The sequence below is a fragment of the Streptomyces sp. NPDC048057 genome (assembly GCF_040653095.1).
In the GTDB taxonomy this organism is placed as follows: domain Bacteria; phylum Actinomycetota; class Actinomycetes; order Streptomycetales; family Streptomycetaceae; genus Streptomyces.
Genome location: NZ_JBEZNF010000006.1, coordinates 1 through 12,666, shown reverse-complemented (window position 1 = coordinate 12,666; position 12,666 = coordinate 1). Strand labels below are relative to the sequence as shown.

At 69.7% G+C, this 12,666-nt stretch carries 12 protein-coding genes; 9 read left to right on the top strand and 3 right to left on the bottom strand.

Annotation, left to right across the window (positions count from 1 at the left end):
• Positions 1-70 precede the first annotated feature (70 nt).
• The 6 genes from eccD to AB0E05_RS08240 all read left to right on the top strand — a co-directional run bounded on the left by eccD (position 71) and on the right by AB0E05_RS08240 (position 7,376).
• On the top strand, positions 71-1,570 hold the full coding sequence (gene eccD, locus AB0E05_RS08265; protein WP_361961058.1) for a type VII secretion integral membrane protein EccD: 1,500 nt from the start codon (positions 71-73) through the stop codon (positions 1,568-1,570).
• Positions 1,571-1,835: 265 nt separating this feature from the next.
• Positions 1,836-2,126 carry a 30S ribosomal protein S15 gene (gene rpsO / locus AB0E05_RS08260; RefSeq protein ID WP_361960618.1) on the top strand — a complete coding sequence of 97 codons (291 nt, stop codon included), beginning with the start codon at positions 1,836-1,838 and terminating at the stop codon, positions 2,124-2,126.
• 334 nt (positions 2,127-2,460) lie between these two features.
• Positions 2,461-4,686 carry a polyribonucleotide nucleotidyltransferase gene (locus tag AB0E05_RS08255; protein WP_361960616.1) on the top strand — a complete coding sequence of 742 codons (2,226 nt, stop codon included), beginning with the start codon at positions 2,461-2,463 and terminating at the stop codon, positions 4,684-4,686.
• The gene (locus AB0E05_RS08250) at positions 4,683-6,062 is read left to right on the top strand and encodes a pitrilysin family protein (RefSeq protein ID WP_361960614.1); all 1,380 of its coding nucleotides are present in this window, start codon (positions 4,683-4,685) and stop codon (positions 6,060-6,062) included. The genes AB0E05_RS08255 and AB0E05_RS08250 overlap by 4 nt, the downstream gene beginning before the upstream one ends.
• Positions 6,063-6,133: 71 nt before the next feature.
• The gene (gene dapB / locus AB0E05_RS08245) at positions 6,134-6,886 is read left to right on the top strand and encodes a 4-hydroxy-tetrahydrodipicolinate reductase (protein ID WP_361960612.1); all 753 of its coding nucleotides are present in this window, start codon (positions 6,134-6,136) and stop codon (positions 6,884-6,886) included.
• A 37-nt stretch (positions 6,887-6,923) separates the two neighbouring features.
• Positions 6,924-7,376, top strand: a complete 453-nt coding sequence (locus AB0E05_RS08240) for a hypothetical protein (protein WP_361960610.1) — start codon at positions 6,924-6,926, stop codon at positions 7,374-7,376.
• 72 nt (positions 7,377-7,448) lie between these two features.
• Here AB0E05_RS08240 and AB0E05_RS08235 read toward each other — a convergent pair whose 3' ends face one another.
• Together AB0E05_RS08235 and AB0E05_RS08230 are read right to left on the bottom strand one after the other, a co-directional pair.
• Entirely contained in the window at positions 7,449-8,015 is a 567-nt protein-coding gene (locus AB0E05_RS08235; RefSeq protein WP_361960608.1) for a PH domain-containing protein, read from the bottom strand.
• 97 nt (positions 8,016-8,112) lie between these two features.
• Positions 8,113-8,352: a hypothetical protein gene (locus AB0E05_RS08230; RefSeq protein WP_361960606.1), complete on the bottom strand. Its 240-nt coding sequence runs from the start codon at positions 8,350-8,352 to the stop codon at positions 8,113-8,115.
• Positions 8,353-8,552: 200 nt separating this feature from the next.
• Between AB0E05_RS08230 and thyX the strand changes: the two genes are divergently transcribed.
• The 3 genes from thyX (at position 8,553) to AB0E05_RS08215 (ending at position 12,302) form a co-directional block, all read left to right on the top strand.
• Entirely contained in the window at positions 8,553-9,293 is a 741-nt protein-coding gene (gene thyX, locus AB0E05_RS08225; RefSeq protein ID WP_361960604.1) for an FAD-dependent thymidylate synthase, read from the top strand.
• A 261-nt stretch (positions 9,294-9,554) separates the two neighbouring features.
• Positions 9,555-10,454 carry a 4-hydroxy-tetrahydrodipicolinate synthase gene (gene dapA / locus AB0E05_RS08220; protein ID WP_361960602.1) on the top strand — a complete coding sequence of 300 codons (900 nt, stop codon included), beginning with the start codon at positions 9,555-9,557 and terminating at the stop codon, positions 10,452-10,454.
• Between the two features lie 162 nt (positions 10,455-10,616).
• Positions 10,617-12,302: a ribonuclease J gene (locus AB0E05_RS08215; RefSeq protein ID WP_361960600.1), complete on the top strand. Its 1,686-nt coding sequence runs from the start codon at positions 10,617-10,619 to the stop codon at positions 12,300-12,302.
• 169 nt (positions 12,303-12,471) lie between these two features.
• Here AB0E05_RS08215 and AB0E05_RS08210 read toward each other — a convergent pair.
• A partial coding sequence (locus tag AB0E05_RS08210; RefSeq protein WP_361960598.1) for a hypothetical protein occupies positions 12,472-12,666 on the bottom strand: 195 nt, incomplete at its 5' end.

Below are 12,666 nucleotides of genomic sequence, written 5' to 3'. Positions count from 1 at the left end.
GCCACGTCCGGACGTGCGGCACGCGCGAGCCGGTGCATGTGAAGAACACGAGGGGATGCAGCAGGTGAGTATGACGGCCTCAGCGGCGGCGCACGGACCCGGTTCCCCGGGACCCGTGACCCCGTCCAGCAGTGGAACCGGCTTCTGCCGGGTGACGGTCGTCGCGCCGGACGGACGCGTCGACGTGGCCTTGCCCGAGGACATCGCCATCGCGGACCTCTACCCGGAGATCCTGCGACTGTCCGGGCAGAGCCCCGAACCCGGCGCCCCCGTCGGCTACCACCTCGTCCGCCGCGACGGCACCGTCCTCGACAGCGCCCGCTCCCTGGGTGCCCAGCGCATCCTCGACGGCGAACTGCTGTCGCTGCGTCCCTTCGCCGAGTCGCTGCCCCCGGCCGTCTTCGACGACGTCTCCGACGCGGTCGCCTCCGCGGTCGCCAAGGACCGCACGCTGTGGAGCGACGGCCTGATGCGCGGCGCGGGCCTCTTCGGCGGGTCCGTGCTGCTGCTCCTGCTCGCCTTCGTGCTGTGGACCTCCGACCCGCGCAACGAGATGCACGGACTGTCCGGCGTCCTCGCCGGCGTCATGGCCGTGCTCCTGCTCGTGCTCGCCTGCGTGCGCGCCCGGGTCTACGACGACCGCGCCTCCGCCGTCGCCCTCGGCGTCGGCGCCATGGCGAACGCCGCGATCGGCGGCACCGGACTGCTGCCGCCCGCCGACGGCGAAGGCGTCGGCAAGCTCCAGTTCCTGCTCGCCTGCGCCGCGGTCCTGCTCTTCGCCGTGATCCTCACCATCGTCGCCCCCGGCGGCGACGGCCCCTTCGTCGCCTTCGTCTTCGCCGCCACCATCGGCGTGATCGCCACCTTCGTCGCGATCCTCCAGGAGCTGACCCCGGTCGAGACCGCCGCGATGTGCTCCCCGCTCGCCGTCGGCGCCCTCGCCTTCCTGCCGGGCCTGTCCACCCGCTTCGCACGCCTGCCCATCGGCTTCGACCCGCCGCGCACCACGGTCGGCGACTACGGCACCGACCCCGAGCCCAGCGGCCCGGTCGACGGCCAGCGCATCGCCGCCCAGGCCCGCCGCGGCCACGAACTCCTCGTGGGCCTCGTCGGCGGCTGCGCCCTGGTCGCCGCCGGCTCCGCCGTGGTCCTCGGTTTCTCCAGCAACCTGTGGGGCCAGCTCCTCGCCCTCGCCACCGGCGTGGCCATGCTGATGCGCGCCCACCTCTTCCGCTACACCGCGCAGGTCGGCTGCGCCCTCGCCGCCGGCCTCGCCTCCCTGGTCGCCCTCGGCCTCGGCCTGGCGATCAACCCGCCGGTCGAGCTGATGATGGACGCGCTCCGGGGCGACACCACCGCCCTGGACATCCGTACGGTCTGGCTCGCCGCGGCCGTCGCCGGCGTCGCCGCGGTGATCACCGCCATCGGCCTCATCGTGCCGGGCAAGGGCGTCACCCCCTTCTGGGGCCGCTTCCTGGAGGTCGCGGAGACCTTCGTCCTGCTGACCCTGCTGCCGCTGTGCCTTGCGGTCTTCGACGTGTACCACTCGATCCGCGCCCTGACCTCGTAACCTCAGTGCAGCTCACCGCCATCACCCCCCTGACCAGCGCAAAGGTCAGGGGGGTGAAGTGCGGGGCGGGCAGCTCCAAGGGGCTGGTACGCTGTGTGACGGCCGTTTGTGTACGCGTTCCCGGACTCGACCGGACCCCGCACCCCGGGGACCGGCCTCCTGGGAACAGCGCTCATCGGACCTTCGCCTCCGAGTCACGGAAGCCCTCCTGAGAACACGCCAGGGGCACTCGAAGGCGCTTCGAACATCACATGAGGAGTACCGAGTGTCTCTCGACGCCGCCGTCAAGAAGCAGATCATGACCGAGTTCGGCACCAAGGAGGGCGACACCGGCTCCCCCGAGGTCCAGGTCGCGATGCTCTCCCGCCGCATCTCGGACCTGACCGAGCACCTGAAGATCCACAAGCACGACCACCACTCCCGCCGTGGTCTGCTGATCCTCGTCGGCCAGCGCCGCCGCCTGCTGCAGTACCTGGCCAAGAAGGACATCCAGCGCTTCCGTGCCCTGGTCGACCGCCTCGGCATCCGCCGCGGTGCGGCCGGCGGCGCCAAGTAAGACGCCGTGAAGGGGAGCGGTTCCCGCCCTAGGGGACCGCTCCTCTTCGTTTAGGGACACGTGCACCGTGCACGGCGACCGATTCGCCGGACGTGCCCGCTGTACGTGCGCGACCAGCCGTCCGGCCTTTAGTCTGGTCGCACAACAACAGACAGAAGACGTGAGAAGGTCGACTCGCCGACGCCGGTCCTCGGTAGTGGCGCCCGGGACTCGAACCCCGGGTGCTTCGATCGAAGACCGGCCCCGTACGAGCGCTTCTCCACCCGTCCCCCCGCCACACGGGCCCGGGGACGAAAAGACGACAACGTAACGCAACGTAACGGAGAACACGCTAGTGGAGAACGAGACCCACTACGCCGAGGCCGTCATCGACAACGGCTCCTTCGGCACCCGCACCATCCGCTTCGAGACGGGCCGCCTCGCCCGTCAGGCCGCCGGCTCCGCCGTCGCCTACCTCGACGACGACACCATGGTGCTGTCGGCCACCACGGCCTCCAAGAAGCCCAAGGACCAGCTGGACTTCTTCCCGCTGACCGTCGACGTCGAAGAGCGGATGTACGCCGCCGGCAAGATCCCCGGCTCCTTCTTCCGCCGCGAGGGCCGGCCCTCCGAGGACGCGATCCTCACCTGCCGCCTGATCGACCGCCCGCTGCGCCCCTCCTTCAAGAAGGGCCTGCGCAACGAGATCCAGATCGTCGAGACGGTCATGGCGCTCAACCCCGACCACCTCTACGACGTGGTCGCCATCAACGCCGCCTCCTGCTCCACGCAGCTCGCCGGCCTGCCCTTCTCCGGCCCCATCGGCGGCACCCGCGTCGCCCTGATCAAGGGCCAGTGGGTCGCCTTCCCGACCCACACGGAGCTGGAGGACGCCGTCTTCGACATGGTCGTCGCCGGTCGCGTCCTGGAGGACGGCGACGTCGCGATCATGATGGTCGAGGCCGAGGCCACCGAGCGGACCATCGAGCTGGTCAAGGGCGGTGCCGAGGCCCCGACCGAGGAGGTCGTCGCCGCCGGCCTGGAGGCCGCCAAGCCCTTCATCAAGGTCCTGTGCAAGGCCCAGTCGGACCTCGCCGCCAAGGCCGCCAAGCCCGAGGGCGAGTTCCCGGTCTTCCTCGACTACGAGGACGACGTCCTGGACGCCCTGACCGCAGCCGTCAAGGGCGAGCTGGCCCAGGCGCTCACCATCGCTGGCAAGCAGGAGCGCGAGGAGGAGCTGGACCGCATCAAGGCGGTCGCCGCCGAGAAGCTGCTCCCGCAGTTCGAAGGCCGCGAGAAGGAGATCTCCGCCGCCTACCGCTCGCTGACCAAGTCCCTGGTGCGCGAGCGCGTCATCAAGGACAAGGTCCGCATCGACGGCCGCGGCGTCACCGACATCCGCACCCTGGCCGCCGAGGTCGAGGCCATCCCGCGGGTGCACGGCTCCGCCCTGTTCGAGCGCGGCGAGACCCAGATCCTGGGCGTCACCACCCTCAACATGCTCCGCATGGAGCAGCAGCTGGACACCCTCTCCCCGGTGACCCGCAAGCGCTACATGCACAACTACAACTTCCCGCCGTACTCCGTCGGTGAGACGGGTCGCGTCGGCTCCCCCAAGCGCCGCGAGATCGGCCACGGGGCGCTCGCCGAGCGGGCGATCGCGCCGGTGCTCCCGAGCCGTGAGGACTTCCCGTACGCGATCCGTCAGGTCTCCGAGGCCCTCGGCTCCAACGGCTCCACCTCGATGGGCTCGGTCTGCGCCTCCACCATGTCGCTGCTGAACGCCGGTGTGCCGCTCAGGGCCCCCGTCGCCGGCATCGCCATGGGCCTGATCTCCCAGGAGATCGACGGCCAGACGCACTACGTCACCCTCACCGACATCCTCGGTGCGGAGGACGCCTTCGGCGACATGGACTTCAAGGTCGCCGGTACGAAGGAGTTCGTCACCGCCCTCCAGCTCGACACCAAGCTGGACGGCATCCCGGCCTCCGTCCTGGCCGCGGCCCTCAAGCAGGCCCGTGACGCCCGCCTCCACATCCTCGACGTGATGATGGAAGCGATCGACACCCCGGACGAGATGTCCCCCAACGCCCCGCGGATCATCACCGTCAAGATCCCCGTGGACAAGATCGGCGAGGTCATCGGCCCCAAGGGCAAGATGATCAACCAGATCCAGGAGGACACCGGCGCCGAGATCACCATCGAGGACGACGGCACGATCTACATCGGTGCCGCCGACGGCCCGGCCGCCGAGGCCGCCCGCGCCACCATCAACGGCATCGCCAACCCGACGATGCCCGAGGTCGGCGAGCGCTACCTGGGCACGGTCGTCAAGACCACCACCTTCGGCGCCTTCGTCTCGCTGCTCCCCGGCAAGGACGGACTGCTGCACATCTCGCAGATCCGCAAGCTCGCCGGCGGCAAGCGCGTGGAGAACGTCGAGGACGTCCTCGGCGTCGGCGCCAAGGTCCAGGTCGAGATCGCCGAGATCGACTCCCGCGGCAAGCTCTCCCTCATCCCCGTGATCGAGGGCGAGGACGGCGACGACGCGGCGGACAAGAAGGACGACGCTGCCAAGTGACGTCGCGCGGCTTCAAGGCTACGGCCCGCACCTCCGAGGAGGTGCGGGCCGTAGCCCGTACCCAAACGCTCCTCAAGGGCGAGAACGGCATCGGCACCGTCCGCCGCACCACCCTCCCCGGCGGTCTGCGGATCGTCACCGAGACCCTGCCGTCGGTGCGCTCCGCCACCTTCGGCATCTGGGCGCACGTCGGCTCCCGGGACGAGACCCCGTCCCTCAACGGCGCCACGCACTACCTGGAGCACCTCCTCTTCAAGGGCACCCACCGGCGGTCCGCCCTCGACATCTCCTCGGCGATCGACGCGGTCGGCGGCGAGATGAACGCCTTCACGGCGAAGGAGTACACCTGCTACTACGCCCGGGTCCTCGACACCGACCTGCCGCTCGCCATCGACGTGGTCTGCGACATGCTCACCGGCTCGCTGATCCTCCAGGAGGACGTGGACGCCGAACGCGGCGTGATCCTCGAAGAGATCGCGATGACCGAGGACGACCCGGGCGACTGCGTGCACGACCTCTTCGCGCAGACCATGTTCGGTGACACCCCGCTCGGCCGCCCCGTCCTCGGCACGGTCGACACCGTCAACGCGCTCACCGCGGAGCGGGTCCGCCGCTTCTACCGCAAGCACTACGACCCCACCCACCTGGTGGTCGCCGCCGCGGGCAACGTCGACCACGCCGCCGTGGTGCGCCAGGTCCGCCGAGCCTTCGAGAAGGCCGGCGCCCTGACCCGTACGGACGCGGCCCCGCTCGCCCCGCGCGACGGCCGCCGCAGCCTGCGCACGGCCGGCCGGGTGGACCTCCTCAACCGCAGGACCGAGCAGGCGCACGTCGTCCTCGGCATGCCGGGCCTCGCCCGCACCGACGACCGCCGCTGGGCCCTCGGCGTGCTGAACACCGCGCTCGGCGGCGGCATGTCCTCCCGCCTCTTCCAGGAGGTCCGGGAGAAGCGCGGCCTCGCCTACAGCGTGTACTCGTACACCTCGGGCTTCGCCGACTGCGGCCTCTTCGGCGTCTACGCGGGCTGCCGCCCCAGCCAGGTCCACGACGTCCTCAAGATCTGCCGGGACGAGCTGGACCGAGTGGCCGGCGAGGGCCTCACCGACGACGAGATCGGCCGCGCCATCGGCCAGCTCTCCGGCTCCACCGTGCTGGGCCTGGAGGACACCGGCGCGCTGATGAACCGTATCGGCAAGAGCGAGCTGTGCTGGGGCGCCCAGATGTCCGTCGACGAGATGCTGGCCCGGATAGCCGCCGTCACCCCCGACGACGTACGGGCCGTGGCGGCGGACGTCCTGGGGCACCGCCCCTCGCTGGCGGTCATCGGTCCGCTCAAGGACCGTCAGGCCGACCGCCTCCACGAGACGGTCACCTAGGCACGACAGCGCGACGACTCCACGGTCCGAGAGCCCGACCCGATCCAGTACGCCCCGGAGGAAAGAGACAGATGAGCAAGCTGCGCGTGGCGGTCCTCGGCGCCAGGGGCCGGATCGGCTCGGAGGCCGTACGGGCCGTGGAGTCCGCGGAGGACCTGGACCTGGTCGCCGCCCTCGGCCGCGGCGACCGGCTGGAGACCCTGGTGGAGTCCGGCGCCCAGGTCGTGGTCGAGCTGACCAACCCGGCGGCCGTCCAGGACAACCTGGACTTCTGCGTGCGCCACGGCATCCACGCCGTCGTCGGCACCACCGGCTGGACCGAGGAGCGACTGGCGCGGCTGCGCTCCGCACTCGACGACTCCCCGAAGACCGGTGTGCTCATCGCGCCGAACTTCTCCATCGGCGCCGTCCTCACGATGAAGTTCGCCCAGCAGGCGGCGCGCTGGTTCGACTCCGTCGAGGTCGTCGAGCTGCACCACCCGCACAAGGCGGACGCCCCCAGCGGCACCGCCACCCGTACCGCCCAACTGATCGCCGCCGCCCGCGCCGAGGCCGGGCTCGGCCCGCAGCCGGACGCCACCGAGACCGCGCTGGAGGGCGCCCGCGGCGCCGACGTCGACGGCGTGCCGGTGCACGCCGTACGCCTGCGGGGCCTCCTCGCCCACCAGGAGGTCCTGCTCGGCGGCGAGGGCGAGACCCTCACCATCCGCCACGACTCGCTGCACCACAGCAGCTTCATGCCCGGCATCCTGCTCGGCGTCCGTCGAGTCGTCTCCACGCCCGGTCTGACCGTCGGCCTGGAGAACTTCCTCGACCTCGGCTGACCGTCCGATCCCCACCCCGGCCCCCGACGAGACCGACATGCGCGCGAAAATCACGTACTTCATCACGGCAGCCGCCCTGGCCGTCTACTTCGTCCTGGTCGGCAGCCGCGGCGTCCTGCTCATCCAGCAGGGCACCCTGCTCACGGTCGCCTTCGGCGTCGCCGTGCTGATGCTGCCCGTCATCGGGGTGTGGTTCCTCTGGAAGAACACCCGCTTCGTGACCCGGGCCAACCGACTGGCCGCCGAACTCGACGCCGAGGGCGGGCTGCCGGTCGACGACCTCGCCCGCACCCCCAGCGGACGGATCGACCGGGACGCGGCGGACGCGGTCTTCGCCCGGCGCCGCGCCGAGACCGAGGACTCGCCGAACGACTGGCGCTGCTGGTTCCGGCTCGCCGTGGCGTACCACGACGCCCGGGACACCCCGCGGGCGCGCAAGGCGATGCAGCGCGCGATCACCCTGCACGAATCGGCCCGTACGAGCGGCTAGTGACAGCAACACGGCGAAGGGACGAGCACCAGTGCTCGTCCCTTCGCCGTGTTGCTTCGTCCGCAGGCTTTGTCAGTGCGTTTCCGTCCCGTACTCCGCAGCCCACGCCTCGACCGTGTCCGCGGCGCGCTCGAAGGCTTCCACCCGGGACAGGAAGTCCGCGTTGTGGTCCGTCAGCAGCCCCAGGGGCTCGCCCTGCCCCTTCCGGCCCAGCAGCAGCGCCTGCCCCTGGACCGTACGCGGCAGTCCCAGCCACCGCACCGGCTGCTGGACCGTGCGCACATCGGCCACCTGGCTCCACGGCAGCGTCGTCGTGGCGAAGAACCCCACTCTGCGCAGACCGTGCCGGCTCACCCACACCCCGGCCCTCAGCAGTCTCAGGGCCAGCGCGATCACCACCAGTCCCAGGGCCAGACAGAGCCCGGCGCCGGACATCGCACCCGCGAAGGCGATGATCATGGCGGCGAGCATCACGAAGCTCGCCAGCAGCAGGAGCACCGCCGCCGCGCCCACCCGCCACGGTCCCGGGCGGTACGGCCGACGCCACTGGTCGTGGTCGTCGAAGGGCAATGCGATGTCGTCGGAATCCTCCGCGTTGGCGTCGAACGCGCGGTCGGCCGTCAAGAAGGGCAGGGGCACGACTGTTCCTCACTCACCAGCACACTCGGATGGGGGCTGTGACGGGTGAGGCTACCGAGGCGCCCAGCACTCGACCACCCCAGGGGGTCCGTACGGGTCAGCCCCGTTCCGTCGCCTCGTTCTGCTGGGAGTGCGCGGGGCTCTGGGGGGATTCCAGCGCCGGCAGACCGAAGAGCAGCGAGCCGACCAGCCCGGCGACGATCAGCAGCCCGGTCACCGTACGACCGGTGAGCTGGGAGGCGGTGGCGCGTTCACGCGGCGGGGGCGTGACGTTGCTACGGAAGCTCTCGGACTCGGCAACGAACGAGAACGGGACGGCTTCCCGCCGGCGGAACATCGGACCACGCTCCTCAGGTGTGCAATCTGTGTGCGATGACGGTGTACTGGCGTCGAGATCGGTGACGCCTCCACCCCTACAGACGCACGAAACGGCGATTCGGTGCCCGATTTCGACGAATCGACCGAAGAAGGGCGCGGGGAGGGGTGGATTAAGGTGGTGCCGCCCCAGCCCAGCCCCAGGTGAAAGGACCTTCACCGGTGACCGACACCCCCATCGACCCCACCGCACCGATCTTCCGGGGCGACGTCACCGTGGAGCTGGTGAAGCACAGCGCCGCCGACTCCGACGTGCTGTGGGCCGCCCGCGTCTCCACGGCCGGCGAACAGTCCCTCGACGAACTCGGCAAGGACCCGGAGCGGTCCAAGGGGCTCATCAACTACCTGATGCGCGACCGGCACGGCAGCCCGTTCGAGCACAACTCGATGACCTTCTTCATCAGCGCCCCGATCTTCGTCTTCCGCGAGTTCATGCGGCACCGCGTCGGCTGGTCGTACAACGAGGAGTCGGGCCGCTACCGGGAGCTCCAGCCCGTCTTCTACGTGCCCGCCCAGGACCGCAAGCTGGTCCAGGAGGGCCGCCCCGGAAAGTACGTCTTCATCGACGGCAGTCCGGAGCAGCACAAGGTCGTCAGCGACGCCATGGCGGACTCCTACCGGCGCTCGTACGAGACCTACCGGGAGATGCTGGACGCCGGCATCGCCCGCGAGGTCGCCCGTTCGGTCCTGCCGGTCGGACTCTTCTCGTCGATGTACGCGACCTGCAACGCCCGCTCCCTGATGCACTTCCTCGGGCTGCGCACCCAGCACGAGAACGCGAAGGTGCCGTCCTTCCCGCAGCGCGAGATCGAGATGGTCGGCGAGCGCATGGAGGAGCACTGGGCGCGGCTGATGCCGCTGACGCACGCCGCGTTCAACGACAACGGCCGCGTCGCGCCCTGACGCCCGACCGCGGAAGCGGTGCGCACACGCCGAAAGACGCCCGAAGGTGTCCCTCGGTCGAGGCACTCAGCGGTACAGATGTACGGATTACCCGGGTGAAGTGTCCGCATTGCAGTGTTTCGTGAAGTTCATCTAGGCTGATCAAACGGACCCGGCACTGCTTGAACCCCCGAGCAGGCAGTGCCGGGCTCCGCGTCGCACGGCGTACGTCACGTCCCCTCAAGGGCCACACCGCACTGAGCAGCGAGTAGCGTGTAACCCATGGCTCCGATCCCCACTCCGCAGACCCCCTTCGGGCGGGTCCTCACCGCCATGATCACGCCGTTCACACCGGACGGCGCCCTTGACGTCGACGGTGCCCAGCGCCTGGCGACCCACCTGGTGGACGCCGGCAATGACGGCCTGATCATCAACGGCACCACGGGCGAGTCGCCCACCACCAGCGACGCGGAGAAAGACCAGCTGGTCCGGGTGGTCCTGGAGGCCGTCGGGGACCGGGCACGGATCGTCGCGGGAATCGGCACCAACGACACCCGCCACAGCATCGAGCTCGCCCGCGCAGCCGAACGCGCCGGCGCACACGGCCTGCTGGCCGTCACGCCGTACTACAACAAGCCCCCTCAGGAGGGCCTGCTCCGGCACTTCTCGGCCATCGCCGACGCCACGGAACTCCCGGTGATGCTGTACGACATCCCCGGCCGCAGCGGCGTCCCGATCGACACCGAGACCATCGTCCGGCTCGCCGAGCACCCGCGGATCGTCGCCAACAAGGACGCCAAGGGCGACCTCGGCCGCGCCAGCTGGGCCATCGCCCGCTCCGGCCTCGCCTGGTACTCCGGCGACGACATGCTGAACCTCCCGCTCCTGTCCGTGGGCGCCGTCGGCTTCGTCTCCGTCGTCGGCCACGTGGTCACCCCGGAGCTGCGCGCCCTGATCGACGCCCACACCAGCGGCGACGTCCAGAAGGCCACCGAGATCCACCAGCGGCTGCTGCCGGTCTTCACCGGCATGTTCCGCACCCAGGGCGTCATCACCACCAAGGCCGCGCTCGCCCTCCAGGGCCTGCCCGCCGGCCCGCTGCGACTGCCCCTCGTCGAGCTGAGCCCTCAGGAGACGGCCCAGCTCAGGGCGGACCTCGCGGCCGGTGGCGTCCAGCTCTGACACCAGACATGGCAAGACCTGACAACTGAATAAGAGAACGAGAACAGCATCCAGCCGGCCGACCCCGTCGCGCCGGCCAGGACTTCAGCACATGCATGTGCACGAATGTCATGTACGCCACGTGCCCGAGCGGCCGATGGCGTATGTGGTGAGGAGAGTCTTTTGAGTCATCCGCATCCCGAACTCGGTCCGCCGCCGAAGCTCCCGAAGGGAGGACTGCGCGTCACCCCCCTCGGTGGCCTCGGTGAAATCGGCCGGAACATGACGGTCTTCGAGTACGACGGCCGACTGCTCATCGTCGACTGCGGCGTCCTCTTCCCCGAAGAGGAGCAGCCGGGCATCGACCTGATCCTTCCGGACTTCACCACCATCCGGGACCGCCTCGACGACGTCGAGGGCATCGTGCTCACGCACGGCCACGAGGACCACATCGGCGGCGTCCCCTATCTGCTCCGGCTCAAGCCGGACATCCCCCTGATCGGCTCCAAGCTCACCCTCGCCCTGATCGAGGCCAAGCTCCAGGAGCACCGCATCCGTCCGTACACCCTCGAAGTCGTCGAGGGCCAGCGCGAGCGCATCGGCCCCTTCGACTGCGAGTTCATCGCGGTCAACCACTCCATCCCGGACGCGTTGGCCGTCGCCATCCGCACCCCCGCGGGCATGGCGGTGCACACGGGCGACTTCAAGATGGACCAGCTCCCGCTGGACCGCAGGCTCACCGACCTGCACGCCTTCGCCCGGCTCAGCGAGGAGGGCATCGACCTCCTGCTGTCGGACTCCACGAACGCGGAGGTCCCGGGCTTCGTCCCGCCCGAGCGCGACATCTCCAACGTGCTGCGCCAGGTCTTCGCGAGCGCCCAGAAGCGCATCATCGTGGCGAGCTTCGCCAGCCACGTGCACCGGATCCAGCAGATCCTGGACGCGGCCCACGAGTACGGCAGGCGCGTCGCGTTCGTCGGACGCTCGATGGTCCGCAACATGGGCATCGCCCGTGACCTGGGCTACCTCCGGGTCCCGGCCGGCCTCGTCGTCGACGTCAAGACCCTCGACGACCTGCCGGACGACGAGGTCGTGCTCGTCTGCACCGGTTCCCAGGGCGAGCCGATGGCCGCGCTCTCCCGGATGGCCAACCGCGACCACCAGATCCGGATCGTCCAGGGCGACACGGTGATCCTGGCGTCCTCGCTCATCCCGGGCAACGAGAACGCGGTGTACCGGGTGATCAACGGCCTCACCCGCTGGGGCGCGAACGTGGTCCACAAGGGCAACGCCAAGGTCCACGTCTCCGGCCACGCCTCCGCCGGCGAGCTGCTGTACTTCTACAACCTCTGCCGGCCGAAGAACCTGATGCCGGTGCACGGCGAATGGCGCCACCTGAGGGCCAACGCCGAGCTGGGCGCCCTGACCGGTGTGCCGAAGGACCACATCGTCATCGCCGAGGACGGCGTGGTCGTCGACCTCGTCGACGGCAAGGCGAGGATCGTCGGCAAGGTCCAGGCGGGTTACGTGTACGTCGACGGGCTCTCGGTCGGCGACGTCACCGAGACCTCCCTCAAGGACCGCCGCATCCTGGGTGACGAGGGCTTCATCTCCGTCTTCGTCGTGGTGGACTCCACCACGGGGAAGGTCGTCGGCGGCCCGCACGTGCAGGCCCGCGGCTCCGGCATCGACGACTCGGTCTTCGGCGCCGTGATCCCGAAGATCGAGGAGGCGATCGGCCGGTCCGCGTCCGACGGCGTCGCCGAGCCGCACCAGCTCCAGCAGTTGGTCCGTCGGACGGTGGGCAAGTGGGTGTCCGACACCTACCGCCGCCGCCCGATGATCCTCCCGGTCGTCATCGAGGTCTGACCTTCTGACGTCGTACTTCATGGAGCGGGGCGCCCGGATTTGCATCCGGGCGCCCCGCTCCAGTACGTTTACGGCTCCGCCTCGCAGGGAACCCGACGCACTCGTGCGTCTGGGTGAACGTCCCGAACGAGGGCCGGAATTCCGACTCAGAAACTCTGATAAAGTCGGATCAGCCGAAAGGCAAAAGGTCAATCCAATCGGCCACCTGATGGAAATCGAAGTCCGGAAACGGACGAGAAAACATCTGGTAAGGTTGGAAACGCAAGACTGAAGGGAAAAGCCCGGAGGGTCCTGAGAGGGACTTGAAGGAAGCGTCCGTTCCTTGAGAACTCAACAGCGTGCCAAAAGTCAACGCCAAATATGT